Source organism: Ferrimonas pelagia, from assembly GCF_039543565.1.
Lineage (GTDB): Bacteria > Pseudomonadota > Gammaproteobacteria > Enterobacterales > Shewanellaceae > Ferrimonas > Ferrimonas pelagia.
Genome location: NZ_BAABJZ010000012.1, coordinates 56,655 through 82,299 on the forward strand (window position 1 = coordinate 56,655; position 25,645 = coordinate 82,299).

Consider the following 25,645-nt stretch of genomic DNA (forward strand, 5'->3'; position numbering starts at 1 on the left):
CAAAGAGCGTGTTGTTATGGATAAAGATCTGCCGAAACGGGTCGTGGTCAAACTGGGAACCAGTGTGCTCACCTGTGGCAGTCCTAAGTTGGATCGCAGCCACATGGTGGAGCTGGTCCGGCAGATGGCCCGATTGCACCAAGCTGGGGTGGAGATCATCCTGGTGACCTCGGGCGCGATCGCCGCGGGGCGTGAGCACTTGGGCTTTCCTACCCTGGCCGATTCGATGGCCAGCAAGCAGATGTTGGCGGCGGTGGGCCAGAGTCAACTGATCCAGGTGTGGGAGCAGCTGTTTAATCTCTACGGTTTGCATGTGGGGCAGATCTTGCTGACCCGGGCCGATCTGGACGATCGTGAACGCTATCTCAATGCGCGCGATACCCTGCAGGCGTTGCTGGATCACCGCATTATCCCGGTGATCAATGAAAATGATGCGGTGGCGATCGCCGAGATCAAGGTGGGAGACAATGATAACTTGTCTGCCCTAGCCGCGCTGTTGGCACAGGCCGATAGCTTGCTGTTGCTGACCGATCAGCAGGGGTTGTACAGCGCCGATCCGCGCAATAACCCGGACGCGCAACTTATCCCGCAAGTGGCCCTGATCGACGACTCTCTGCGGGCGCTGGCCGGCGGTAGCGGCTCCACTCTGGGCACCGGTGGCATGGCCACCAAGCTGCAGGCTGCCGATGTGGCCATGCGCGCTGGCATCGAGGTGGTGGTCACCTCAGGTCAGACCGAAGGCGTGATCGAACGCGTCTGCCGCGGTGAGGCGCTCGGGACGCGCTTTTTACCCCAGGGCGATGCGCTGGATAGCCGTAAACGCTGGATCTTAGCGGGCCCGCCACCATGCGGCACCTTGCGACTGGATCCCGGTGCGGTGAAGGCGTTGTGTCAGTCCGGCTCCAGCCTACTGGCCAAGGGGATCTGCGCGGTGGAGGGGGACTTTATCCGTGGCGCCACCCTCACCCTGACCGATCCCGCGGGTGGGGTGATCGGGCGCGGGATCAGCCGTTACGGCTCGACCGATATCGCCCGCTTACTGGGCGCGCACTCCAGTGATATCGAATCCATTTTGGGCTTCAGTTATGGCCCAGCCGTTATCCACAGAAACGACTTGGTGGTGTTATGAGTGACAATCCTTTATTGGCCATGGGCCAGGCCGCCCGCGAAGCCAGCTACCAGATGCTGGGTCTGGGGGCCAAACAGAAAAACGCGTTGCTGCAGGCGATCTGTCAGCAATTGCGCCAGCATGAGGCCGCGATCCTCGCCGCCAATGCCATCGATATGGCGGCCGCCGAGCAGGCGGGTTTGCAAGGGGCCATGCTGGATCGACTGTTATTGAACAGCGATCGGCTGGCGGCCATCATTGCCGATATCGAGACGGTGATCGCGTTGGCGGATCCGGTTGGCGAAGAGTTGGAGAGTCGATTGCTGGACAACGGCATGCGCCTGTCGCGGCGACGGATCCCGCTCGGGGTGTTGGGGGTGATCTACGAAGCCCGTCCGAACGTGACCGTGGATGTGGCGGTATTGGCGCTGAAGACCGGCAATGCGGCGATCCTGCGCGGTGGCAAGGAGACCTTGCACTCCAATCGGGCACTGCTGGTGGCGATCCACGATGCGCTGGCCACGCAAGCGCTGCCCAAGGCGGCCGTTCAGCTGATCGACAACCCGGATCGGGCGTTGGTGACGGCGCTGCTGCAGTTGGACAGCCATGTGGATATGTTGATCCCCCGCGGCGGGGCGGGGTTGCATCGCCTCTGTCTGGAGCAGTCGCGCATTCCGGTGATCACCGGCGGGATCGGCATTTGCCATATGTTCGTCGATCAGGCGGCGCAGCTGGATAAGGTGGCGGATCTGGTGGTCAACGCCAAGGTGCAGCGGCCGACCGTGTGCAACGCGTTGGATACCTTGCTGGTGCATGAGGCGATCGCTCCCCGGCTGTTGCCGGCGTTGGCGACGACGCTGCGTGGCCTGGGGGTGGAGCTGCGTGCTTGCCCGCAAGCCCACGCCTTGCTGGGGGAGCGGGCTGTCGTGGCCGGCCCCGAGGACTTCAGCCAGGAATGGCTGGCCTTGGTGCTGGGCGTGAAGCTGGTCGCGGGTGTGGACGAGGCGATCGCGCATATCCGAGCCCACTCCAGTGAGCACTCGGAGAGCATTCTCACCGACGATATGAGCACGGCCGAGCGTTTCGTTAATGCGATCAATTCGTCGGCGGTCTACGTCAATGCCAGCACCCGCTTTACCGATGGCAGCCAGTTTGGCCTGGGGGCTGAGGTGGCGGTGAGTACTCAGAAACTGCATGCCCGCGGCCCGATGGGACTGGACGCCTTGACCACGTACAAGTGGATCGGTCAGGGCCACTACACCGCGCGCAGCTAAGTGCCGAACGCCTAACGAAAAAAGGAGAACCGAAGCTTCTCCTTTTTTGTTGGCCAACATTCAGTGCGCGCTACCGGCTAGCCGAAGGTGCGGTGCAGCTGTGACAAGGCATGGACTTCGCGCTGCAGATCCTCAGCGGTGCGCTCCACATCGATGGCCTGATCCAGCACCTTGTGGGTCAGGGTTTTGATCCCATCCAGGTTGTGGGCGATGTCACCCGCGGCCTGGCGTTGCTGACTGGCGGCGACCGCCGTTTGGCAGGCCATCTCCTCGACGTTGTGGATCGCCTGATTGATCTGGGCCACGTCATGGGCGCTGGACTGGGCCTCCTCAGCGCAGTGGCTGGCCTGTTGCTGGTTGCGCTGCATCTGTGACACCCATTGCGCCAGGGTGTCGTTCATGCCCTGGACGCTGGCCTGGATCGCGGTGGTGGCTTGTTGCGTGCGGCTGGAGAGCGCGCGCACCTCGTCGGCCACCACGGCAAAGCCGCGGCCCTGCTCACCGGCGCGGGCGGCCTCGATGGCGGCATTGAGTGCCAGCAGGTTGGTTTGCTCGGCGATCCCGTCGATCTCCTTCATCGCGTCGGCCACTTTGGCGGCTTCCTGCTGGAGAGTATCGGCCCGTTGCGCGGCTTGTTGCACTGAGTCGGCCAGGGTTTGGATCTGCTCTGAGCTGGTCAGCATGGAGGCTTGCACCCGCTGGCAGCTTTGCGAGGTGTGCTGAACCTGCTCGGAGTTGGTTTGGGCGTGGTTGGCGATCTCGCCGATGGTGGCGTTCATCTGCTCAACGGCGGCGGCGATCTGCTCCAGGCGCTGATGTTCTTGGTCGATCCCGTCCCGGGTCTGGTGGGCGATCGTGGCCAGCTGTTGGGCTGAGCCGGACATGCGCCGGCCGCTGTCGGCACTGCGGCCAAGCACGCCCTGCATTCGGGCCTGATCAAGCAACAGCTGAAAACTGAGGATGCTGGTGGAGCCGGAGCCGCAATAGACCCGCCGACTGACGCTGTCATACTCTTGCTTCAGTTGTGCCAGGCGTTTGGGCACGCGGATCGACTCGTCGATGAACAGGGCGCCACACAGCAGCACCATGGCGATGGCAGGAAGGGCGATCCATGGGGAGATCAGCCACATGGAGCAGGCCAGGATCCCGCCACACAGGGCGACGGCGATCCCTTGGCGCGCGGCAACGCTGAGCTCTTTGGCCGGGGCTTTGCCGTCTTTCAAGCGCTGGTACAGTCGAGTGGCGTTGTTGATCAGTTTGGCGCTGGGTTTACGCCGCACGGATTGATAGCCGGTGATCTCACCTTGTTCGAAGATCGGGGTGACAAAGGCATCGACCCAATAGTAGCGGCCATCTTTGGCTCGGTTTTTTACCGCACCGCGCCAGGAGCGGCCTTGCTGGATGTGATGCCACAGATCGGCAAAGGCTTCCGCCGGCATGTCTCTGTGCCGTACCAGATTGTGATTCTTGCCGAGTAATTCAGCCTCGCTGTAGCCGGAAATGCGAATAAAATCGGCATTGGCATAGGTGATGTAGCCCCGCGGATCTGTGGTGGAGACCAATTCATCGTCCGGTCCGACGACGATCTCCTCATGCCGACGCTTGCTACTCATGCGATCTCCCTATCAGATGATGCTGGCTTTTGACAGTGGTCACAAAATACCAGAGGGAGAACCTAAAATCTTCCTAATAAAGGCTTAATTTTTAAGCTGAATTTGATTCTGCTTGGATGTGGGGCAGATCCGGTAACCGGGCGGTTGTGGTGACACACTTTGGGCAGAAAAAGCTGCGTTTTGGCATGAGCGAAGATACCCTTAGCGTTTGGATCGCTGTGACTGGCTGCGCACTGTGTTGGCCTGAGCGCGATCTTGGGCGGAGATCGTGCCGTCAGGCTGTGAGTGGGCTGGCAAGACCGGCCATGAGGATTGCAAGGAGTAATGGTGGCTACAGACGACAAGATCTTGCTGCGGCTGGCGAACCGCGTGGGGATCATGGGGTTGTTGATGTTGATCCTGCCGCCGCTGTTGGCGGCCTGGGTCTATCGCGGCGAAGCCGGAGAATCGTTCAGCTTTTTGACGCACACCCTGTCTGAGCTGGGGCGGTATGATTCATCTCGACTGGCGGTATTGATCAACGGCGGCATGTTCTTTGGCGGGCTGGCCTTGGTGGTCAGCTTCAGCTCGCGGGCGCTGAGTGGTCGCAGTACCCCGATCTCGGTGAGCTTAGCGATCTCGGGGATCTTGCTGTCGCTCAGCGTGGCGGCGTGCGGCTTGTTTCCGGTCAACGTTGGCGCGCTGCACAGTCATGCCATGACGGCTTTGTACGTGATGACCCCGGTGTGCGCGCTGTTCTACTGCTTTGCCATCCTACGGGATATTCCGCCCCGCTGGGGGGTGCTACCCGCGTTGGCGGCGGCCGGGTGTGCCTTGGCGTTGCTGTTGGATCCGGATCGTGAGCTGATGCTGATGGATCGCTACGCCTATGGCTTATTTGGCGCGGACCGCCCGACGATCTGGTGGCCCGCTTTGACCGGCTGGCTGTTGGTGCTCTTTGTCGGGATCTGGCTGTTCTACGCCCTGATCCTGATGCGGCGTCGGCACTAGCCTTATCCGCTTAATCGCCAAACAGGGCGACGTCCCCGGCTTGGCGCTGCCAGAAGTGCTGGATCCCGGGTTGTGGCGCGGTGACGCCGGGATGCGATTCCTGCAGTGCCTGTTGCAGCGTCGGCAACCAGTCCCAATCAGGCGCTGGGCCGAGATCGAGCCGCAGCCAGTCGATGCCGAGTTGACGCAGCGCGTTGAGATCGCCGAGCAGATCGATCGGGGCATGACCGTGGATCTGGACGCCATTGAGTCGCAGGATAGGTTGGCCCTCCAGTGTACTGGCCAGCTGCGCCCCGGTGTGTTGGCAACTTTTCTCACAGCGTTGGCGGTTACGCCCGGCCACTCGAGCGCTGGCACAGCGGGCTGAGACCGCCAGTGGTGGGCTGCCGTAGGCCATCAGTTCCAATTCAAATTGCTGCCTGAGACCGGCCTGTTCGCATTGTGCCATCAGGATCGAGAGCGTCTCTGCCGCCATCTCCAGCGGCGGTTGGTAGCCGATCATGCCTAGGCTGAGCAGCCAGCGGATCCCCTCCAGGTTGTAGATGTTAAGGCCACTGCCGGCAACAAAGGGCAAGCCTCGCTCATGGGCGAGCGCGACGGCGGCCATGTCATTGGCCTCGATGGCAAATTGATCCTGCTGGCCGAGGCTGTTAAGCAGGGCCAAGTCTTTGTCTGATGCGACCAAGCTGAGGCTGCTCAATATCACCTGCTTGCCCATGCTATTGAGGGTTTCGGCCAGCGCCAACAGGGTGCGCGGTGCCATGCGATCCCGTAGGGCACAGACGCTTTCGCCCAGATAAAGTCGCTGGGCTGGGCTGGCGCCGGCATGCTCCAGCCACTGCTGCTGGGCGTTGCGATCCGCTGGCCACCAGTTGGGGGCCAGGCTGAGTTTCATTGGGGTGGGGATCATGATCGTCCTTTCATTGCCAACCGGGCAGGTAGGGCCCGGTGGTGAGCGTTTGTCCCTCGGAGAGTTGACGCAGCTGCTGCTGCCAACGGGGATCCAGTTGAAAGGCATCGCCTTGTCGTTGGAGTTGATCGAGTGCTTGGCGCCAGACTCGGGTGATCTGGCTGGTGTAGACCGGGCTGCGCTGGCGCCCTTCCAATTTGAGGCAGGTGATCCCGGCCGCGGCCAAGCGTTTGAGCAAGGGCAGGGTGGAGAGCGAGCAGGGACTGGCGATCGCGTGCTGAGGCTGTCCATTGACCCGATAGCGGCCCTTACAGACGGTTGGGTAGCCTGAAGGACGATGGGGGGGCAAGCGATCCAGTAGGGCGCCGCCGAGCCGGATCTCACGTCCTTGCGCCGTTTCGCGCCATTGCACCAATGAGGCGGGTGAGCAGGCGCCGCCGCTGTTGGGGGATTGACCGCTGATCCAGGTTGAGAGCTGGCAGCGGCCTTCGGCCATCACGCAGAGACTGCCGGCGGCAAACACCTCAAGCTCGACCGGCGAATCGGCGGCGATCCGCTCGATCTGGTGGATATCCAGTACCCGTGGCAGCACCGCCCGGGTGATCCCAAATTGCTCGGCAAACAGACGCAGGGTGGGCAAGTTGGCGGCGCTGGTTTGCACGGACAGATGGCGCTCGGTTTGAGGGTAGTGTTGCGCCGCATAGGCCAGCAGGCCGGGATCGGCCATGATGATGGCATTGACACCGGCGGCGGCGGCGGCATCAACGGCCCGCTGCCAGCGTACCTCTTGGCCCGGCTGGGGAAAGGTATTGATGGCAACGTATAGCTTGCGCTGGTGCCGATGGCACTGCTGCGTGGCGTGATGCAACTCGGCCGGGGTAAAGTTCAGTCCGGCAAAGCGGCGGGCGTTGGTGTCGTCCTTCAGGCCGACGTAAACGGCGTCGGCACCGGCTTGCAGGGCGGGCAGCAGGCCGGCGGGATGGCCGACGGGGGCGAGCAATTCCATTGAGCGATCCCTGATCCTGTCGAGATTGTTGTTATGACTAAGCGCTACTTTAACAAGGAAAATGAAGCGCTTTCTTGATGTGAGACAGTTTTCATTGGACAGAAACTGGTTAACATTGAGATTAAATCATTGATTAGGATAGCGTTTTGAAACTACGGCCACCTTTAACTCCGCTCCGTCTGACAGTGCTGCCCCTGTTGCTGCGGCATTTTCGCCAACCGCTGGAGAATGGAGAGTTGGCGTTTATGCAGGGGCGTACGGTGGCGTTTTCCGCCTACGAATTACCCGGGGCGTTACAGTTGACCTTGCTGCAGGACCGGTTTCAATTGGACTGGGCTGATGAGCGGGCCGAGGCGACGCTCAGTGGTGCGCTGGCGGCGCTGTGTCAGGTGGGTTTGGCCCAGGCGGATGGCGATGCGCTGTTTTTTCAACGTCGTTTGTCGATGGAGGGGGATACCGAGCTGGCGTTGGAGGTGAAGAGCTTGCTGGCGCGCTATCCGCTCGCTCGCTTGCCGAGCTGGCCGCTGCTCTCGCCCGGGGGGCGTTAAAGCGGCTGCGCTTTATCGAGCGTAATGATACGGCGAGCCGTCACAGCCAGAGCTCACCCCAGACAAATCCGAGGCTGACGGCAACGCTGATGGCGGTGATCCCCACCAATAAAAAGGGATGGTTGAAGACGTACTGGCCGATCCGGGTCGAGCCGGTATCGTCCATCTCAACCGCCGCGAGGAGGGTGGGGTAGGTGGGGAGGACAAACAGCGCGCTGACGGCGGCGAAGGACGCCACGATGGTCAGTGGCTCGACCCCCAGGGCGATGGCGGCGGGCATCAGTGCCACGGTGGCAGCGGCCTGTGAATAAAGCAGCATGGAGCAGAAAAACAGCGCCACGGCGAGTAAGAATGGCCAGCTTTGGACCAGCCCGCCGGCCAACGCTTTGATCTGCTCGATGTGGGCCGAGACAAAGGTGTCGCCCAGCCAACCGACGCCGAGCACGCAAATACAGGCGCTCATGCCGGACTTGAAGGTGGATTGATTGAGGATGTTGCTGGCATCGATGTCGCAACTGGCGACGATGGCGGCGGCGGCGGTGAGCATCATCACCATAATGGCGTGATCGCGCCCTAGCGTGGGGTTGGTTAACCAGCCTACCGCCGGGCTGGTCACGGTGGCGTAGATCACGACCGCGAGAATGGCCAGGCCAAACAGAGCGACTGACCGTTTGGCGCCGCGGGGCATGACTTGGCTGCTGACTTCCCGCTGGCCAATTAACCCCTCCTGCAGTCGTTGTTGATAGATGGGATCATTCACCAGCTCGACCCCTTGGCGATTGGCGACGAAGGCGGCCAGCAGGCAGGCGATAAAGCTGGTTGGTATGGTGATCAGCAACAGCTGCAGGTAACTGACGCCCAAAGGCTCCAGCAGTCCGGACAGCGCCACCACGGCGGCGGAGACGGGGGAGGCGGTAATGGCGATCTGTGAAGCGACCACGGCGACGGACAGTGGCCGAGAGGGGCGGATCCCCTGCTCCTTGGCCACTTCGGTGATCACCGGCATGGTGGAGAAGGCGGTGTGGCCGGTGCCAGCGAGTAAGGTCATCAGGTAGGTAACGACAGGGGCCAGATAGGTGATCTGTTTGGGGTTGCTGCGCAGCAGGCGCTCGGCCAGGGTGACCAGGTAGTGCATCCCGCCAGCCAGTTGCATGGCGGCGATGGCGGAGATCACCGCCATGATGATCAGGATCACGGCGACGGGGATATTGCCCGGTGGCAGGCCGATCAGCGCCAGTACTAACACGCCCATTCCGCCCGCGTAGCCGATACCGATGCTGCCCAGTCGTGCGCCGAGGTAGATGGCCAAGAGCACTATCGTCAGTTCCAGTATCGCCATCGCAACCTCCTTGCCATAAAAAAAGAGCGTGTGCTTGGCACACGCTCTTCTAGTATGGTCAGTGATCGCCGTTGGCGGCGGAGAAATTCAGACTTTACCGGTCAAGATCAAAAACTTCGCCATGAGGGTGTCTTGATCTTCAGCGTGTTCTGGATCGGGATCGATGCAGTCGATCGGGCAGACACTGACGCAGGTTGCTTTGTCATAGTGGCCGACACATTCGGTGCAACGGTCGGGATCGATCTCGTAGATCTCCTCTCCCATGGCGATGGCGTCGTTGGGACACTCCGGCTCGCACATGTCGCAGTTGATGCAGGTATCGAGGATCTTCAGTGCCATGGTTACGCTTTGCCTTGTGAATTGCGAGTGCTCTGGCCCGCCTCGAGGTTGCGCATCAGGATGGCGTGGGACAGATCCATCTCCTCAGGCAGCGGCAGATACATGGTGTGACCGTTGCCTGGAGCGACTTCAACCTGCTCGCCCTTGCGGTTCTCGATGTGGCCCAGATTGAAGCTGATATTGCCTTGCGGGGTCATCAGCTCCACATGGTTGCCAACCTCAAAGCGGTTTTTCACCAACACCTCGGCCAAGCCTTGGGCGTTACGTTCGCCGGTCAGCTCACCAACGAACTGCTGCTTCTCCGAGACCGAGTAGCCGTGCTCGTAATTCTGGTAGGCGTCGTGGGTATGACGACGTAAGAAGCCTTCGGTGTAGCCGCGGTGGGCCAGCGACTCCAGACCGGACATCAGTGACGGATCAAACGGGCGTCCTGCGGCGGCGTCGTCGATCGCCTTGCGATACAGCTGGGCGGTACGGGCGACGTAATAGAAGCTCTTGGTACGACCTTCGATCTTGAGTGAGTGGATCCCCATTTTGCTCAATCGTTCGACGTGCTGGATAGCACGCAGATCTTTTGAGTTCATAATGTAAGTGCCGTGCTCGTCTTCGAACGCAGGCATATACTCACCCGGTCGGTTGGCTTCCTGCAACAGAACCACTTCGTTGCTGGGTTGGCCCTGCCCTAAGGTGGGCTCGACAGCGACGATGTCACCGCTGGCGTCTTCCTTGGCTTGATGTACATCGTACTTCCAGCGGCAGGAGTTGGTGCAGGTGCCTTGGTTGGGATCGCGCTTGTTGATGTAGCCCGACAGCAGGCAACGGCCGGAATACGCCATGCACAGCGCGCCGTGGACGAACACCTCGAGCTCCATCTCCGGGCACTGCATGCGGATCTCTTCGATCTCATCCAGTGACAGCTCGCGAGACAGGATGGTGCGCTCGATCCCCTGGCTCTGCCAGAATTTGACGCTGGCCCAGTTGATGGCGTTGGCTTGTACCGACAGGTGAATGGCTTGATCGGGCCACTTATCCTTGACCATCATGATCAGGCCAGGATCGGACATGATGATGGCGTCTGGGCCCATCTCGATCACCGGTTCGAGATCACGAATAAAGGTCTTTAGTTTGGCGTTGTGGGGTGCGATATTGGACACCACGTACAGCTTTTTTCCCTGCTGGTGGGCTTCATCGATGCCTGTTGCCAAGTTGTCGAGGTTGAAGTCATTGTTACGCACCCGTAGGCTATAACGAGGTTGGCCTGCGTAGACAGCGTCCGCGCCATACGCAAAAGCGTAGCGCATGTTTTTCAACGTCCCGGCTGGGGAAAGCAGTTCTGGCTTAAACATGGGTGTCCTCAAGGGGATTAGTGCGGCGGGCATTCTACTGCTGGCTAGACCCTGTTGCAAATGTAGACAAGGGCTGGCGAGGTCGGTTCCCTCGACCTCGCCCTAAATTGGTCTCACGGAATGAGATAAAGAGCTGTTATGTCGACGGAACGGGCCTTACTGATCCAGTTAGTGCAGAAAATCAATGAAGACCGGCTGGTGTTGCCCAGTTTGCCGGAAGTGGCGATGAATGTCCGTAATTTGGCGCTTGAGGATGAATGCTCGCTGGCGGATCTGGCCAAGGAGATCAGTAAGGATCCCGCTTTGGCGGTGCGCTTGGTGGCCTTGGCCAATTCGGCGGCTTTTGGTACATCAATAAAAGCCGACAGCGTGACCTTTGCGGTCAGTCGATTGGGACTGGAAAAAACCCGAGATCTGGCGTCTGCCGTCGCCATGCATCAGTTGTTTTATTCTGAGCATAAGATGACTTGGGAGGTGCTGGAGCAGCAGTGGCAGAGCAATATTGATGTGGCCTGTTGTGCCCTGGCGTTGCTGGCCTGTCAGCACGAGCGGGGCCAGTTGGTGCACCTAACGGCGGATACGCTCCTGCTGGCTTGTCAGATCCACAATATCGGTGCCCTGCCGGTGTTGGAGCAAGCAGAGCGGCACCCGCATCTGTTTCAGGACAAGGCGCAGTTGCTGCGGATGATCCAGCTGATGCGGGCGCCGCTGGGCAAAGCGGTGTTGGAGCACTGGCAGTTTCCCCGTGAGCTGATCGAGGTGGCCCGCTACTGGAGCGATATGAGCTTTCAAACGCCAGCGGTCAGTTATCTCGACTTGGTGCGCCTGAGCGCCTTGTATACCCGTCAGTGGGTGTTGCCCGATCCCCTTTCCTCCAGCCTGGAGCTGTTTGTCCGCAAAGGGGTGATCCCGGATCTCGAGATCTTTGGCATGGAAACCTATTTCCTGAGCTTTAACGAGGTTCGGGCCAGCTTCAATGTCGAAGCACACGTCTAAGGCCTATCACTTCCCGCTCTATCCTTAGGAAGTCCTCAGCGGCCCATTCTCCTGATAAAGAGCGGCTAACGTGGCTCTCGCACGTTTGCACCTTCCCGGCGAGCGCCTGAACGACTGAGAGTCGTGAAGGTGCAAAGACGCAGTACGATTCATCTGTCGACGCTTCGACAGACGCTTATTGGCGCGCCAATCGATCGTTGGCGGGGAGCGATTCGAAGTCGGAGCGGAACGGGTTGATATCCAAGCCACCGCGGCGGGTGTAACGGGCATAGACTGTCAACTGTTCGCACTGGCAGTAACGTTTTAGATCCATAAATATCCGTTCGACGCATTGCTCATGGAATTCGTTGTGTTGGCGGAAGCTGATCAGGTAGCGCAGCAGCGCTTCTTGATCGATCTTGGGGCCCTTGTAGTGGATCTGGACGCTGCCCCAATCGGGCTGCGAGGTGATCAGGCAGTTGGACTTGAGCAGATCGCTGCGCAGTCGCTCCTGCACGACCGGTCCTTGGGCCGCGCCGGCCAAGTATTCGGGATTAAAGTCGTAGTTGTCGATCTCGATGTCTTGGTCATCGATGCACTCGCCCGCCAGTTCAACCAGCGGTTGCTGAGCGAAGGCGCTGGGCAGTACCAGGCTCACTTCGACCGCGCCGTCGGCGCAGGCGCTGAGATCCCGCTCGAGTCGCAGTCGCACCTCTTCGGTGCTGGCGAGGCGGGTCTGGTTAAAGCTGTTGAGGTACAGCTTAAAGGATTTGGACTCCACCAGATTGGTGCTGGAGGCGGGGAGGCGAAAGTGGGCCAGGGCAACCATAGGTTTGCCTTTGGCATTGAGCCACGACAGCTCGTAGCCGGTCCACAGATCGGCCCCCTGAAAAGGCAGTGCGCCGGACAGGGCGATGGCGTCGCGATTTAGGCTGCGCGGTACCGGCTGTAGCAAGCTGGGATCGTATTGATCTTTGTACTGGGTTGCTTGGCCTAGGGTCAGGCCTGCCAGGGCGTCGGCACCTTGGTAAGGATCGTGGTGTGACATAGGGATCTCATTTCGTGGCACAATATCCGCTTATTTTACCCTATTCCGTCGCTAAAAGAGTCCAATCATGTCCGCGTCTTCGCTTTCTCAGTTTATTGAACGTCATCATCAGGCCTGGCTGAAGGGCCTGGGGCACGCGCCCGTGAGTGATAAGGAGCGGGATGGACCGGCGTTGCTGCAGCGAGACTCAGAGGGGCTGGCCCAGTGGCAGGCGCAGCCGCAGTCGCCGCAGGCGCGCTTTGGCAACATCGCTGAGGCGATGGAGCTCACTTTGCACCCGGATCTGGCCCGCTTCTATGGTGAGTTTTATGCGGGGCCTTTGCAGTTTGACAGTGCGTTTGGGGCGGGGGAGTTGTTGCAGGTGTGGGATCAGACCGATCTGGACTATCTGCAAGAGAACCTGATCGGCCATTTGCTGATGAAACAACAATTGAAACACCTACCGACCCTGTTTATTGGCCTGTTGAATGACTCCGATGCCATGCTGGTGCTGGACAATGCCGATGGCAGCGTTTGGCTGGAGATCCCCGGCCAGCGGCCTCACCAACGCATAGCGGACGGCCTGGACGATTTGCTGCAGCAGTTGGCGCCACGGGTGGAACTGCCGGTGGTGGTCGCGCCCCAAAGCGCTCAGCAGCTCGGCTTGTTGGCCCGGCTGAAGCGGATGTGGCAACACATCAAGCCGGGCCGTCGCGGTTGAGGGCTTAGAAGAAGCCGAGCGGGTTGGGATCGTAGCTGATCAACAGATTTTTGATCTGCTGATAGTTGGCCAGTGCCTTGAGGTGGGTCTCCCGCCCGATCCCGGATTTTTTATAGCCACCGAAGGCGGCGTGCGCCGGGTAGAGGTGGTAGCAGTTGACCCAGACACGGCCAGCCTGGATCCCGCGGCCCATCCGGTAGGCGAGGTTTTGATCCATCGTCCAGATCCCCGCTCCCAGACCGTAGCTGGTGTCGTTGGCGATCTGGAGGGCTTCGGCCTCATCCTTGAAGGTGGTGAGCCCCAGCGTCGGTCCGAAGATCTCCTCTTGAAAGACCCGCATCTGGTTATGACCCTTGAGCAAGGTGGGCTGGACATAGAAGCCATTTTGCAGAGCCGGAGCCACGCTGGCGGCTTGTCCGCCGAGCAACACCTCGGCCCCCTCTGCGCGGGCGATCTCCATATAGGACATGATCTTATCGAATTGCTCTTGCGAGGCTTGGGCGCCTATTTGGGTCTCGGTGTCGAGCGGGTTGCCCTGAACGATGGTGCTGGCGCGTGCCAGCAACCGATCGATAAATTCCGGATAAATGGATTCTTGCACCAAGGCTCGGGATGGGCAGGTGCAGATCTCGCCCTGATTGAAGAAGCCCAGCAGCAAGCCTTCCAGACACTTGTCGAGGTAGGCGTCACCGTGCGTCATGACATCCTCGAAATAGAGGTTGGGCGATTTGCCCCCCAACTCTAGGGTGACCGGGATCAGCGAATCGGCGCCGCAGCGCATGATGTGCTGACCAACGGCGGTAGAGCCGGTGAAGGCCAGCTTGGCGATGCGCTCGGAGCTGGCCAATGCCTGTCCGGCTTCCTCACCCAGTCCATTGACCACATTGACCACGCCGGGCGGGATCAGATCGGCCAGCAGCTCCATCAACACCAATATCGAGATGGGGGTTTGCTCGGCAGGCTTGAGTACCACGCAGCAACCGGCGGCCAAGGCGGGTGCCAGCTTCCAGGCGGCCATCAGCAGCGGGAAGTTCCACGGGATGATCTGGCCAACCACGCCGATGGGCTCATGAAAGTGGTAGGCGGCGGTATTGGGATCCAACTGGCCAATGCTGCCCTCTTGGGCGCGGAGCACGCCGGCAAAGTAGCGGAAATGATCGATACATAAGGGCAGATCGGCATTGAGGGTTTCGCGAATGGCTTTGCCGTTCTCCCAGGTTTCGACGTAGGCCAGGGTTTCACTGTGCTGCTCTATCCGATCGGCGATCTTCAACAGTAAGTTGCTGCGCTGGGCGGCCGGTGTTTGACCCCACTGCTGTTGCGCGGCGTGAGCGGCGTCCAGTGCCTTGTTGATGTCTTTGTCATTGGAGCGGGCCACCTCGGCGATCACCGAGCCGTCGACCGGAGACGGGTTGTCGAAGTAGCGTCCATCGATCGGGGCGAGCCAGTCGCCGCCGATGAAGTTGTGATAGCGTGATTTAAATTGAAACAGGGCACCTTCGGTGCCGGGCGGGGCGTAGATCATATGCGTCTTCCTTGGGCCAATGGCGATATGCAACTTCGCCAACTTGCGCCCAAAAAAGCGGCAGTTTAATTCGACCTAAGTCTAATGAGCCCCATTCGGGCTTAGCCGTGTTTCAGATCCCAAGACAGGTTTGAAACGATCCGGCAGGCGTCACACTTGAAGGCAAACAGGTCATGCAGGGGTTCGTCCAGCAGCCAATCTGGATTGCCACAGCGTGGGCAGGGGCGTTGGCGCTCTCGGGCCAGGCTTTCGCCCCCCACGCGATACAGGTAGTAGTAGGTCGGGACTTTGGTCAGGTATTCCAAGCGTCCGCGCAGATCCCAGCCGCGGCGAAACAGGACGCTGTCGCAGGAGGCGATCTCATTCAGGGCGGCAAACTCGACGGCGCCGCTGCCAGCCATCTGCAGCTCGTCACAGGCTTGCCATTCGGTCTGCCATTTCACCAACGCTTTGTGATCGCCATTAAAGGTCGCAGGCAGTAAGTACAGTGGCACTGGCATCAGGCTGTCACCGTCACGGATCGGCGAGCAGCTGTGGATATAGGTGGTGTACACCACCTGCCAGTTGGCTGGCGGCTCAGAGGCGCAATGATCGGCATTGATATCGCGCCCCAACATCTTGGGGCGCGGCTGCAGCAGCTTGGCATCGGTCAGCTGAGCGAGCGCTTGTGTGACCCAGGGAGAGTTGTGGCGGGTGTGCAGGCTGTCCTCGCCCGGACACATGAGCCGCATGCGAAACTCGGCCTCGTTTTGCACCAAGGGAAATTCCCGGCCCAGTACCTGACCATTGTGACGCCAGGCTTCCATCAGGCCGTTAATGGCCTGCTCCACGGCGGTCAGTGTGGTGTCGGCAAAGCATTCAAATCGAATTTCGATTAGGTACATAGAGGATCCGGCTAGCGCTAAAAAGGGGCGACAGTATAACGAGCGGGATGTCCCTCGCCAATCTCGCTGTTTGCGTCAACTATCGCGGCGTTTAAGGCGGTCCACTTCCTCTTGCAGTTGCGTCACCTGTTGTTGCAGCGCTTCCAGCTGCTGCTGAACCGCAGCCAGACTGAGTGGATCGGTGGAGGTTGGGCTGGTCGCTGCCGGAGGCGGCGTTTCGTCGAGGGGTTGGGGTTGGGCCTTCCAACTGCGCAATGCCTGGATCATCACGGGGAGGGGATATTGATGGCCGGTGTGCTTTTTCAGCAGGGCAAGGCTGGGTTCAATCCCCTGGGCCATCATCTGGGTTAGTGCTCGGCGGATCGCGGTATCCATCGGCTCTCTGGGTTGGTGAATTTGACTAAGAGTTTGCCCTATTTACCAACACTCCGCCAACCCTTGAGGCTAAGTTGCTGAATTAGAAATAAAATAATTTGTGGCACGCTGTTTGTTTAGTACATATCGAAAACACAGCAGAGACAGGAAGTTATCCATGAAAAATCGTTTAGTACTGGCCACCCTAGTGTTCGCAGCAAGCACCGCATTGACTGGATGTGTGGTATCCGTTGGCGGCGGGGGGGATTGGGACAAGGGGAGTCACTCGTCCTGGCAAAAGAAACAAGAGATAAATCGCAAGAATCTGGAGCAGATCGCGTTAGGTATGGGGGTCGAGGAGGTACGGCGCATCATGGGGACCGCCGACTTTAACGAAGTCTATCAGCGTGACGATCACTCGGTACAGGTGTTGTTCTACCGAACGCATCGGCAAAAAGGGGATGGGTCTACCAGCAAAGACGAGTGCACCCCTGTGGTATTCCACGCCGGTGAAGTGGTGGGTTGGGGCGACACCGCGTACCGTCAGGCCATCACATTCTAATTTCCCTCTACTTACGTAATCCGGCGTCGAGGCTCTCGATGGTTTCACTCCATTCGCTGTCTTGACGCATCTCCTCCATGATGAAAGCGCGCTGTGCACCACGCCAGAACGGCGCGTCCTCCAGCTTTTGGCCAGCGCCGAGTCTGTGGCTAGCGAAAAAATGCGTTATGGCTTCCGGCTCACACGGCAGGCCCAGTTGTGCAAACAGGTGGGTCATATCTTTCGGAGTGGTATCCATCATTCATTTGCTCAGTGTGCTTGCATTTAGCTTAAGTTTTGACCGATGTTGGGTGAGGTCAAGCTGACAAAGGGAATTTTATGATGGCAACGGAGACCGAGGCGACACCGCTGATCCGCCACCTGGCGGCCGAAGAGCTACGTATCGCTGCTTCAATCTTATTGAACGCCTATAAAGATGATCCCTTCTTCCGGGCCGTGTTTCCCGCACAGGAGTATGAGCAACGGTTGCGGGCGGCGATCCGAGAGGAGCTGCAAGAGTTGTGGCAGCGACAGCAGGGGTTTATAGGGCTGGAGCTGGATGGGGCGCTGATCGCCGTGGCGTGCTTGTCGGACGGTCACTATCCTCTCGGGCAGGCTCGGTTTTGGAACTGGCGATTGAAAATGGCACTGGGAACAGGCTGGCATGGTGCGCGTCAATGGATGGCGCGAGAGCAGGAGATCATGGCGCAATTGGCGGATGAACACACCGATCTGCTGCAGTTTGTGGCGGTTTCGCCAGGCTATCAGCGTCGGGGTTTTGGTGAGGCCTTATTGCGATCCGTGGTGACCACGCAGCGGGAGGCCGGCCGTCACGCATTGGCAACCTTGAACTATTGGCCCGAGTTAACGACGCTGTTTGAACGATTGGGTTTTCGTTCTGTCGCCGCCATCCATGTCGGTCAGGTTGAAGGCCGTTTGTGTCGGGTTGAAATGTCTGAATTGTAAGAAATTGACCCGTTCTTGCGTGTGTGATTGCCTTAATTTTTTATGGTGTTTTTCCAGAGGGAAGGGGTCGGACATTACAATTGAATTGTTAAAATCCTTTACAATTAGTCGATTGATGTGAAATATTAGCACTCACAAACTGGAGCCGGCACAACAGGGTCGTCGTACTGTCTTGAGCTCGCGCTGCGGTTATTTACAATGGAAGACATCTAAAGGATTAGGTGCCTAACGTCATTCGGTCATCGACAAGGAGTTGAGATCGTCGAGCGTTGGGTAAGTTGGTAACAGCTGCCACAGGGAGTGGGGTTGGGTAACCGACTTAGGGTGGACAGGGAGCCGCCGCAGGGATGGAAGATCGTTGTCTTTGACAATGATGTGGGTAATGGGACATTACCTTGCCAGGAAGGTTGGTACGTCAGTACAGGGATTGCTGAAGGAATAGCCAGGGACGATGCAGGGAACAGTAAAATAACGCAAGGATGGGCCAGGGATCGGCATCAATTTAAGCGGGAAAGCTTAACAAGCACCATCAGGGCCGCAACGAATGTTGCGGCCCATTTTATTGCTTCTATTCAGCGCTGCCCTTGGGGGCGTACACCGCTTTGCCGTTATAACATCGCACCCAAGCTGGTTGGTGTTCGCGCCTGAACTTCCCCCTATGTCCAATCAGGCGACATGCGCCTTGGCTATTTCTTGCTGTCATTAAGCGTTCCCACAGCGATGGTACATAGCCGGCCCATCGTTGCGCCGTTGTTGTCGTCACGACCGAGATAACCCCAGAGCGCTTCTGGCTGGTGCGACAGCCAATGGAGCTGAGAGACGAAGCTGGGCTGACTTGAGAGCTGTGGCCAGTTTGGGTTGACCACGATGTTGTTGCTGTCTGCAGGGAAGATCGCAAACGGCGCCATTTCAGCAAGTTAACATTATTTTGAGTGTGCGGGGGCGGGGTATTCTCAGCCTGTCTAATATCTCTTTGTTATCTGTAAGAAAATGCCCTTTCTTGATGGCGTTAATGCCATTCATCTTGTTATTTTTATCTACTATTTCAGTCACTTGAATTTATATATCGGTGCTGTGGGTCTGCAGGTTATACCTTGATAGGCCTTTGGGGGGCTTGTTGCGTCAGACAGCTGAACTAAACTCTTCTCTGTCAGGACGAGACAGTCAACGTGATGTCGGTACGGTCAGCAGGACGCTGTGAATATCGGTATTCGACTTTCAAGGATGGCATAGGAGCTCTCCAGGATGGAGACGGTTCGGTCTAAAGGAACAGGCCGTGGAAAGGATGCCAGTACAAAGATAGTGCAATGACCAAGGAGCGGCAGGATGCTGTGGTCATGTTTACAAAGGAATTGTGAAGGGCAGGAGCCGGGCACTGGAGTACAGGGAAGCTGACGGAACAGCTAAAGGAATGCGCTAGGAAGCGGTTGTACGCAAGGATGATGCAGGGAGCATCAATTCAACAGGATGTTGGCGTAAACGTGGTACCCCGAACCGCAACAGGCAACTGTTGCGGTTCCTTTATTTTGGGCGGTTAACGCCCGTGCATGAGCCGGCTGTTATTTGCAGTTCGTTTTGCACCCTGTCTTTGGCCCACAGCTGCCGCCACCACAGCCGCCCATACCGACTCTTCCTCGACTTTGAGGCGCATCCTGCCACTCGGGTTCAGGGTAGAAGGGCAATTTGGTGTCTTTGAGGCGGTTGCCGAGAAATTCGAGGGTCGCGGTCAGGCTGTTGAGTCCGTCGGTGCTGAATTCGATCTGATACTCGGTGTGCCAACCGATCCCGTTACCCGGGATCTTACCGAGACGGGCTTTGATCCGGGCGACGTTGAGCATTTGCAATCGACGCTGTTGACAGAGGCGGCGAGCATGAAACTCTGCGCCCTCAGAGATCTGACGAAGTTGCCAGAACAGCAGACCAATCAGGCCACAGCCCATCAGTAGCATTAATTCGAACAGGTTGAACATCTTAACTTCCTCTTAATGCTGTCATCAGTTGAGCGATGGCGTGCTTGAGTACGGCGGAGCGGTTGGGCGCGCGTAAGGTTGCTAAAACCCAGGGGCGCAATTGCGGGATCGCAACCAGATCGCAATAGATCTGATTAAACAGATGACCGGGATAAAGTGCCAGCTTTTCCATGAAAAGGTGCAATCGCGTGCTATCCAGGCCCTGCCAGAGCCGGGCAGCGATGGCGATGATGGCCTCTTGGCTGAGGGTCGGCTCGCTGAGCAGTTGGTCCACCGCTTGCTGCCGGGCCAGTGGATCGCCAGCGAGGGCGCGCAGGGCGATGAGACGTTCGCTTTCGTCCTGTGCGGTTTGGGCGCGTTGCCACCAGGCAGCGGCGCTCCCGGCGCGCACTTGGGTGTGCTCAGTGACGCTGGCCAGTGCCTGCAGCGGGGCCAGTGGCATGCTTAGGATAGCTTGGCGTTCTTCGGCTTCGGTGAGTTGGCTGGCGCGGCAGGCGTGATCGGCAAACCCTTGCAGACCAAGATGTTGCCACTGGCACCACTCCCCTTGGCCCGTTAGGTAGTGTTGCACCGCTTCATAGTAAACACTGGCTGGTTGCACTAGCTGCAGCCGAACCTGCGCGTGAAACATGGCCATCTTCTCTTGCGGCGGCGTAAACGTGAAGGGGTTGTTGCTGAGTTTGTCCTGCTGTTCGGCGGAGAGGGAAGCGGCAGGCTCATGGCCCAGCGCTTCGATCACCATCTGCAGAAACTGGCTGCGCGCGGCGGGGTTGAGGAACCCTTGTTCATCCAATGGCAGTTTAAGAAACCACACGTAGTGTTGGCGTTCGGCGGATGGCTGCCAGAACACGACACCCAACCAGGCGTGACCTGCGCGGGGCCAAGGGTAGGCGAGCGTGCCCTCTTCGAACTGGCGAAAGCGGGAGGCAGTAAAGGGAACCACGCGTCGGCCCAGATCAAACACCTGATATTGGGTCCCGGCTTGGGTGAGGAATTGGTCTAAGGTATTGATGGATTCCATGACAGGATCAGCAAAGGGTTTGCGGTATTATAGGGAGGCTGTCGGGCGGATGGTATGATCTAAAGCTCAGCTTTTTCAACCGGAGACTTTATGCACGATCCCAAGGCCATTGATAAGATCCTTGATGACATTGCAGCGCTGATGCAGCAACTCAAGCTTTGGCAAGCAGGCTCACCCAGTGCCGAGGCGTTGGCCAGTCAGCAACCCTTCTGTTGCGATACGTTGGCGTTTGAGCAGTGGTTACAGTTTATTCTGTTGCCGCGGATAAAGGCGCTGCTGAGTGCACAGGCTCCCTTGCCGACTCAGGTGTGTATCTGTCCTATGGCGGAGGAGGCATTTAAGGGCCGAGCAGAATATCGGTCATTGATCGATCGTATCGCCGATCTGGATCAGGCGTTATCGGGTAAGCGAGTGCGTGAACAGTGATTGGTGTTACGCTTCGCTGAGCTGTCGATCTCGCTGAGGTGCGGCCCAAGCACGCGCGATACGCTGATGCAGCTTGAGCCGCAAACCGGCCGTAATCATCCGTTGCTGTGCCTTATGGCCCCTCTGCGCTATCCGATCATTGGTGACACCACCCAGGGTTCTCGCCAGCATAACAAGTTGTATCGCAATGAATTTGATATCGAGCGGTTATGGCTGAGCGCCAAAGCGCTTGGATCTGCCCACCCAGTAACGGGCGAGCCGGTGTGGATCGAGTGTGAGCTGGAGCCTGTGTGGCAAGCGTTGCTTCAACGCTTTGAGCGTGCCGCCGGGATCAGCCCTTGGGGCGACTCAACACCATCGGGGCCTGCTCCCGCTGCTCTGTAACAAAAAACAGATTGCGTCGAACTCGACGCCGAACGCTGACCTGACGATGGAGGTGTCGACGACGTAAGCTGCGCTGCTGCATGGGGCGGACTCCTGGATCGGCATATATTGCGCCTTAGGTGTCCTTAAAGTAAGTTGGAAACAACAGGCTTTCAAGTGAGTAACATCAATGTCATCGTTCTATTTTGTTGCCGGGACGGTTTACGGCGCCGCTGAGCATGTCGCGGAGTGTGTGGCGGACGAGTTGTCGCGTTTAGGTCATGAGGTCCAGTGGCTAGAGACTGGACTGGCGACGCGCTTGGCTGAGCCCTCGGAGGCGATCTTATTGGTGATCACGTCCACCACGGGCGCCGGCGATCTGCCGGACAACGTTGCCAGTGAATTTGCCACATTAAAGCAGCAGGCGCCGTATCTGCCCCATCTGCAATATGGGGTGATCGCGTTGGGCGACAGCAGCTATGGCGAGACCTTTTGCGGCGCCGGTCGCGCGTTTGACGCCTTGTTAGCCGATCTGGGCGCGCGCCGGATCGGCGAACGTTTGCAGATCGATGCCATTGAGACGCTTGAGCCGGAGCGTGTGGCTTTGGCCTGGCTGCCCGAGTGGCTGTCGGCGGCGGCCGCACAGGCGCCCGCTAAGATCAGCTGATGCACACCCCTTGGTTCCATCGGTTGCAACGGATCGGTAAAGCTTTGATGGTTCCGGTTGCGGTCTTGCCGATCGCCGGTCTGTTGGTGGGGCTGGGGACCAGTCCTATCCCCTTTATTCCCCCCCTATTGGCCCAGTTTCTGCTCGCCGGCGGGGCGGCGGTGTTTGAATTTCTGCCATTGATGTTTGCGGTGGCCGTGGCGCTGACCTTTTGCCATCAAGATGGCACTGCGGCGCTGGCGGCCGTCACCGGCTATGGTGCGATGCTGGCCGCGATGGCGGTACTGGCGGCGCATTATCAGTGGCCAACCCAGGCGGTGCTGGGATTTGCCACGCTGAATACCGGAGTGCTCGGTGGGGTGTTGATCGGCTTGGTGACCGGTGTGGTCTACCGTCATTTTCATCAGGTGGCGCTGCCCGAAGCGTTTGCGTTTTTTTCGGAGCGGCGCTTGGTGCCCTTGATCAATGTGCTGGCGGGGATGTTGCTGGGCGGGATCCTGGCGCTGTTTTGGCCGTTACTGCAGATGAGCCTAGACCGCTTCTCCGATTGGGCCTTGTATCAGCAGCCGATGTTGGCGTGGGGCTTGTATGGCGTGTTAGAGCGGCTGTTGATCCCGCTGGGTCTTCACCATATCTGGAACCTGCCGTTTTTCTATGAGATCGGCCAATACGCGGTGCCGCCAGGCGGGGTAATAACCGGTGAGATCCCTCGTTTTTTGGCGGGTGATCCCGACGCGGGTCATTTGGCGGGAGGCTACCTGATCAAGATGTGGGGGCTGCCGGCGGCCGCGCTGGCGATCTGGCGCTGTGCCGAACCGAAACAGCGACGTCAGACCGGCGGGATCATGCTGTCGGCGGCCTTTACCTCCTGGCTGACCGGGGTGACGGAGCCGGTTGAGTTTGCCTTCCTGTTTGTGGCGCCGCTGTTGTTCCTGTGTCATGCCTTGCTGACGGGCTTGGCCTATATGCTGGTTATTGCTGCCGATGTGCATCATGGGATGGTCTTTTCGCAGGGGATGGTGGATTTCACCCTGTATCTGCATTTGAGCCGTGGGGCCGAGAACCTGTTGTGGCTGGGGCCAGCGTATGCACTGCTCTACTATGGTCTGTTTCGCTGGGCGATCCTTCGATTTAGCGTATTGACGCCTGGCCGTACCCGCAAACGTCCGGTGCGGTTTGCCAAGGCTCCGGCCGCATTGGTACTGCAGGCGCTCGGTGGGGCGGCGAATCTGAAGAGCCTGGACGCCTGCCTGACTCGGTTGCGCCTTTCGTTGTACCACCCAGACCGAATGGATAAGGCGTTGCTGCACAGGTTGGGAGCCAAGGCGGTGATCCGACATGGTGAAGGGGTTCAGTTGGTCGTGGGGCCGCAGGCGGACCGGATCCGTGAGCGATTACGGCTGGCTGCTGGCTGGCGATGATATAAAAAAACGGCCACCGAAGTGGTAATGCCGATCATTTAAGGATCGTTTGACCGATCTTTTGATGATGTCAGAATCTGAGTTCTCATTCAGGAACTCGGATTTTTTATGCTTCTCAGTCAAGCTCTCGATACCCTCCATAGCTTCTCCCCTGACAACCTTTCCACCTTGTCCGAGTTGCTCGACCCGAAGTTGATCGAAGAGTGTCTGCAGGATACCGGGACGGTTACGCTCAGAAAGCGGCGATTGCCGATGGAGCTGATGGTTTGGAGCGTGGTGGGGATGGCGCTGTTTCGAAATTCGCCGATGTCTCAGGTGGTCAATCAACTGGACATTGTCCTTCCCGGTAAGCGCCCGTTTGTTGCGCCTAGCGCCGTGGTACAAGCCAGACAGAGACTGGGGGTTGAACCTGTCAAAGCCGTGTTTGAGAAAACCCAAGCCCTGTGGCGCGATAAGACCCCATCACCACACTGGAATGGCTTAACCCTGCTGGGTGTTGATGGGGTGGTCTGGCGCACACCGGATACGCCGGAAAACAGCCAAGCATTTGCTCGCACTGGCACTAAAACCACCACTTCCGATTACCCACAGCTCCGTATGGTATGCCAGATGGAACTCACCAGCCACTTAGTGGTGTCCTCGGCCTTTGACTGTATCTCCAACAGCGAAGTGACACTGACCGCAGAGCTGATCGACAAGACACCGGATCATTCCCTCACGATCTTCGACAAGGGCTTCTATGCCTTGGGCCTCCTACACCGCTGGCAAAAAACGGGAGAGGAGCGCCACTGGATGATCCCGTTGAAAAAGGGAGCGCGATATGAAGTGCTCAGAAAGATCAGCTCTGGCCACGAACTGGTAGAACTGCCGATCTCGCCACAAGCGCGGACAAAGTGGAGTGATGCACCGGCCACCATGACCGCTCGGCTCATCACCAAGATGGTCAACGGCAAGCGTGTTCAGATCCTGACGTCGATGACCGATCCTAAGCGCTACCCAGCGGCCGATATCGTGGACCTGTATGCCCACCGATGGGAGATCGAACTGGGCTATCGGGAGATGAAACAGCATTTGCTTCACAGCCAGTTGACGGTCAGAAGCAAGAAGCCGGATACGGTGAAACAGGAGCTATGGGGCGTATTGCTTGCCTACAACTTACTGCGATTTTTGATGGGGCAGATGGCCTATTCACTGAAGGGGGTTGAGCCTTATCAGATCAGCTTCAAAGGTGCTGCGATCTACTTAATCAGCCAGCTACAGATGTTGCCAATGGTTTCACCGGGAAATATCCCCCGTGTGATTGGGCAGATCATCGGAATTGCTGCGGCCTTTGTACTGCCAATCCGGCGAGAGCGCCATTACCCTCGAGCTGTGAAGCGTCGCCCCCAGAAATACGCAGTTCGGCGGCCACGAAAGAAAAATGCCAGTCAGCTTAACTGACTGGCATTACCACCGAAGTGGCCGTTTGAACTTAGGCTAGCCAGCGTTATTCGGCGCTGCGCAGCAGTTCATTGATCCCGACTTTACCCCGGGTCTTGGCATCGACTTTCTTAACGATGATGGCGGCGTACAGATCACAGGTTCCGCATTTGGATGGCAGGGTGCCGGACACGACCACGGAGCCCGCTGGGACGCGACCGTAGTGCACTTCGCCGGTTTCGCGATCGAAAATACGCGTGCTCTGGCCGATGTAAACGCCCATGGAGATCACCGAGCCTTCCTCCACGATCACGCCTTCAACCACTTCAGAGCGTGCGCCAATAAAGCAGTTGTCTTCGATGATGGTTGGGCTGGCCTGCAGAGGCTCTAGTACGCCACCAATGCCAACACCGCCAGACAGGTGAACGTTTTTGCCGATCTGGGCGCAGGAGCCGACGGTCGCCCAAGTGTCGACCATGGTGCCTTCATCAACGTAGGCACCAATATTCACGTAGGAGGGCATCAACACGGTGTTTTTACCAATAAAAGCACCTTGGCGTACGGACGCCGGCGGGACCACACGCATGCCTTCGGCACGGAAGCGCGCGTCGTCGTAACCGGCAAATTTCATCGGCACCTTGTCGAAATATTTGGTCTCCGCGCCTTCAACCACTTGGTTGTCGAATAAGCGGAAAGACAGCAGCACTGCCTTTTTTAGCCATTCATTGACGACCCACTCGCCATCCACTTTTTCGGCCACTCGGGCTTCACCGCTGTCGAGCATCGCCAGGGCGCGTTTGACGTCGGCGGCCAGATCGCCACAGGCGTTGGATGGGGTGATCTCGGCTCGCTGTTCAAAGGCGGCTTCGATGCGTGTTTGTAGCTCGGTCAT

The 25,645-nt window shown here is 58.6% G+C and carries 28 protein-coding genes; 13 read left to right on the top strand and 15 right to left on the bottom strand.

All coding sequences use genetic code 11. The annotated features are described in order from the left end of the window. The first annotated feature begins 16 nt into the window (after positions 1-16). Together proB and ABEA08_RS04995 are read left to right on the top strand one after the other, a co-directional pair. Entirely contained in the window at positions 17-1,129 is a 1,113-nt protein-coding gene (proB, locus tag ABEA08_RS04990) for a glutamate 5-kinase (protein WP_345333898.1), read from the top strand. Continuing rightward, positions 1,126-2,382: a glutamate-5-semialdehyde dehydrogenase gene (locus tag ABEA08_RS04995; RefSeq protein WP_345333900.1), complete on the top strand. Its 1,257-nt coding sequence runs from the start codon at positions 1,126-1,128 to the stop codon at positions 2,380-2,382. The genes proB and ABEA08_RS04995 overlap by 4 nt, the downstream gene beginning before the upstream one ends. A 77-nt stretch (positions 2,383-2,459) precedes the next feature. On the opposite strand, the gene ABEA08_RS05000 is transcribed toward ABEA08_RS04995, so the two are convergent. Further along, positions 2,460-3,995, bottom strand: coding sequence for a methyl-accepting chemotaxis protein (locus ABEA08_RS05000; RefSeq protein ID WP_345333902.1), 1,536 nt, complete (start codon positions 3,993-3,995; stop codon positions 2,460-2,462). A 327-nt stretch (positions 3,996-4,322) separates the two neighbouring features. Between ABEA08_RS05000 and ABEA08_RS05005 the strand changes: the two genes are divergently transcribed. Next, positions 4,323-4,985, top strand: coding sequence for a hypothetical protein (locus tag ABEA08_RS05005; protein ID WP_345333904.1), 663 nt, complete (start codon positions 4,323-4,325; stop codon positions 4,983-4,985). A gap of 10 nt (positions 4,986-4,995) precedes the next feature. Here ABEA08_RS05005 and ABEA08_RS05010 read toward each other — a convergent pair whose 3' ends face one another. After that, positions 4,996-5,895, bottom strand: a complete 900-nt coding sequence (locus ABEA08_RS05010) for a U32 family peptidase (protein ID WP_345333906.1) — start codon at positions 5,893-5,895, stop codon at positions 4,996-4,998. A gap of 10 nt (positions 5,896-5,905) precedes the next feature. After that, positions 5,906-6,901: a ubiquinone anaerobic biosynthesis protein UbiU gene (gene ubiU / locus ABEA08_RS05015; protein ID WP_345333907.1), complete on the bottom strand. Its 996-nt coding sequence runs from the start codon at positions 6,899-6,901 to the stop codon at positions 5,906-5,908. A gap of 146 nt (positions 6,902-7,047) precedes the next feature. On the opposite strand from ubiU, the gene ubiT reads away from it, so the two are divergent. Then, the gene (gene ubiT, locus ABEA08_RS05020; protein ID WP_345333908.1) at positions 7,048-7,449 is read left to right on the top strand and encodes a ubiquinone anaerobic biosynthesis accessory factor UbiT; all 402 of its coding nucleotides are present in this window, start codon (positions 7,048-7,050) and stop codon (positions 7,447-7,449) included. Positions 7,450-7,489: 40 nt separating this feature from the next. Here ubiT and ABEA08_RS05025 read toward each other — a convergent pair whose 3' ends face one another. The 3 genes from ABEA08_RS05025 to trhP all read right to left on the bottom strand — a co-directional run bounded on the left by ABEA08_RS05025 (position 7,490) and on the right by trhP (position 10,473). Continuing rightward, positions 7,490-8,788, bottom strand: a complete 1,299-nt coding sequence (locus ABEA08_RS05025) for an anaerobic C4-dicarboxylate transporter (RefSeq protein ID WP_345333910.1) — start codon at positions 8,786-8,788, stop codon at positions 7,490-7,492. An 87-nt stretch (positions 8,789-8,875) separates the two neighbouring features. Then, the gene (locus ABEA08_RS05030) at positions 8,876-9,127 is read right to left on the bottom strand and encodes a YfhL family 4Fe-4S dicluster ferredoxin (protein WP_345333912.1); all 252 of its coding nucleotides are present in this window, start codon (positions 9,125-9,127) and stop codon (positions 8,876-8,878) included. A 2-nt stretch (positions 9,128-9,129) separates the two neighbouring features. Then, positions 9,130-10,473, bottom strand: a complete 1,344-nt coding sequence (gene trhP, locus ABEA08_RS05035; RefSeq protein WP_345333914.1) for a prephenate-dependent tRNA uridine(34) hydroxylase TrhP — start codon at positions 10,471-10,473, stop codon at positions 9,130-9,132. Between the two features lie 138 nt (positions 10,474-10,611). Between trhP and ABEA08_RS05040 the strand changes: the two genes are divergently transcribed. Then, on the top strand, positions 10,612-11,469 hold the full coding sequence (locus tag ABEA08_RS05040; RefSeq protein ID WP_345333916.1) for an HDOD domain-containing protein: 858 nt from the start codon (positions 10,612-10,614) through the stop codon (positions 11,467-11,469). Between the two features lie 175 nt (positions 11,470-11,644). Here ABEA08_RS05040 and queF read toward each other — a convergent pair whose 3' ends face one another. Beyond that, positions 11,645-12,496, bottom strand: coding sequence for an NADPH-dependent 7-cyano-7-deazaguanine reductase QueF (gene queF / locus ABEA08_RS05045; RefSeq protein ID WP_345333918.1), 852 nt, complete (start codon positions 12,494-12,496; stop codon positions 11,645-11,647). 67 nt (positions 12,497-12,563) lie between these two features. Here queF and syd point away from each other — a divergent pair, with 67 nt between their 5' ends. Further along, entirely contained in the window at positions 12,564-13,196 is a 633-nt protein-coding gene (syd, locus tag ABEA08_RS05050; RefSeq protein ID WP_345333920.1) for a SecY-interacting protein, read from the top strand. Positions 13,197-13,200: 4 nt separating this feature from the next. Here the strand turns inward: syd and ABEA08_RS05055 are convergent, their stop codons facing one another. From ABEA08_RS05055 to ABEA08_RS05065, 3 genes are all read right to left on the bottom strand, one after another. Next, positions 13,201-14,721, bottom strand: a complete 1,521-nt coding sequence (locus ABEA08_RS05055; RefSeq protein WP_345333922.1) for an aldehyde dehydrogenase family protein — start codon at positions 14,719-14,721, stop codon at positions 13,201-13,203. A gap of 101 nt (positions 14,722-14,822) precedes the next feature. Continuing rightward, positions 14,823-15,605 (bottom strand): Zn-ribbon-containing protein, encoded by a 783-nt coding sequence (locus ABEA08_RS05060; RefSeq protein ID WP_345333924.1) that lies wholly within the window; start codon positions 15,603-15,605, stop codon positions 14,823-14,825. Between the two features lie 75 nt (positions 15,606-15,680). Then, positions 15,681-15,980 carry a hypothetical protein gene (locus ABEA08_RS05065; protein WP_345333926.1) on the bottom strand — a complete coding sequence of 100 codons (300 nt, stop codon included), beginning with the start codon at positions 15,978-15,980 and terminating at the stop codon, positions 15,681-15,683. 157 nt (positions 15,981-16,137) lie between these two features. Here ABEA08_RS05065 and ABEA08_RS05070 point away from each other — a divergent pair, with 157 nt between their 5' ends. Beyond that, complete coding sequence (locus tag ABEA08_RS05070; RefSeq protein WP_345333928.1) at positions 16,138-16,521, top strand: DUF3192 domain-containing protein; 384 nt, start codon at positions 16,138-16,140, stop codon at positions 16,519-16,521. Positions 16,522-16,528: 7 nt separating this feature from the next. Here ABEA08_RS05070 and ABEA08_RS05075 read toward each other — a convergent pair whose 3' ends face one another. Further along, on the bottom strand, positions 16,529-16,762 hold the full coding sequence (locus tag ABEA08_RS05075; RefSeq protein ID WP_345333930.1) for a DUF2789 family protein: 234 nt from the start codon (positions 16,760-16,762) through the stop codon (positions 16,529-16,531). 80 nt (positions 16,763-16,842) lie between these two features. Here ABEA08_RS05075 and ABEA08_RS05080 point away from each other — a divergent pair, with 80 nt between their 5' ends. Continuing rightward, on the top strand, positions 16,843-17,466 hold the full coding sequence (locus tag ABEA08_RS05080; RefSeq protein ID WP_345333932.1) for a GNAT family N-acetyltransferase: 624 nt from the start codon (positions 16,843-16,845) through the stop codon (positions 17,464-17,466). Between the two features lie 686 nt (positions 17,467-18,152). Here ABEA08_RS05080 and ABEA08_RS05085 read toward each other — a convergent pair. The 3 genes from ABEA08_RS05085 to ABEA08_RS05095 form a co-directional block, all read right to left on the bottom strand. Next, a complete protein-coding gene (locus ABEA08_RS05085; RefSeq protein ID WP_345333934.1) occupies positions 18,153-18,374 on the bottom strand; it encodes a hypothetical protein in 222 nt (73 codons plus the stop codon). 651 nt (positions 18,375-19,025) lie between these two features. After that, the gene (locus tag ABEA08_RS05090; protein ID WP_345333936.1) at positions 19,026-19,436 is read right to left on the bottom strand and encodes a DUF3301 domain-containing protein; all 411 of its coding nucleotides are present in this window, start codon (positions 19,434-19,436) and stop codon (positions 19,026-19,028) included. A 1-nt stretch (position 19,437) separates the two neighbouring features. Then, positions 19,438-20,457: a DUF3549 family protein gene (locus ABEA08_RS05095; protein ID WP_345333938.1), complete on the bottom strand. Its 1,020-nt coding sequence runs from the start codon at positions 20,455-20,457 to the stop codon at positions 19,438-19,440. Positions 20,458-20,547: 90 nt separating this feature from the next. Between ABEA08_RS05095 and ABEA08_RS05100 the strand changes: the two genes are divergently transcribed. From ABEA08_RS05100 to ABEA08_RS05120, 5 genes are all read left to right on the top strand, one after another. Continuing rightward, positions 20,548-20,883 (top strand): YqcC family protein, encoded by a 336-nt coding sequence (locus ABEA08_RS05100; RefSeq protein WP_345333940.1) that lies wholly within the window; start codon positions 20,548-20,550, stop codon positions 20,881-20,883. A 66-nt stretch (positions 20,884-20,949) separates the two neighbouring features. Beyond that, complete coding sequence (locus tag ABEA08_RS05105; RefSeq protein ID WP_345333942.1) at positions 20,950-21,267, top strand: pseudouridine synthase family protein; 318 nt, start codon at positions 20,950-20,952, stop codon at positions 21,265-21,267. A 169-nt stretch (positions 21,268-21,436) separates the two neighbouring features. Beyond that, positions 21,437-21,913, top strand: coding sequence for a flavodoxin (locus ABEA08_RS05110; RefSeq protein WP_345333944.1), 477 nt, complete (start codon positions 21,437-21,439; stop codon positions 21,911-21,913). Beyond that, a complete protein-coding gene (locus tag ABEA08_RS05115; protein WP_345333946.1) occupies positions 21,913-23,334 on the top strand; it encodes a PTS transporter subunit EIIC in 1,422 nt (473 codons plus the stop codon). Before ABEA08_RS05110 ends, ABEA08_RS05115 begins: the two co-directional genes overlap by 1 nt. 108 nt (positions 23,335-23,442) lie before the next feature. Then, positions 23,443-24,774: an IS4 family transposase gene (locus ABEA08_RS05120; RefSeq protein ID WP_345333948.1), complete on the top strand. Its 1,332-nt coding sequence runs from the start codon at positions 23,443-23,445 to the stop codon at positions 24,772-24,774. A gap of 46 nt (positions 24,775-24,820) precedes the next feature. Here the strand turns inward: ABEA08_RS05120 and dapD are convergent, their stop codons facing one another. Further along, positions 24,821-25,645, bottom strand: coding sequence for a 2,3,4,5-tetrahydropyridine-2,6-dicarboxylate N-succinyltransferase (gene dapD / locus ABEA08_RS05125; protein WP_345333950.1), 825 nt, complete (start codon positions 25,643-25,645; stop codon positions 24,821-24,823).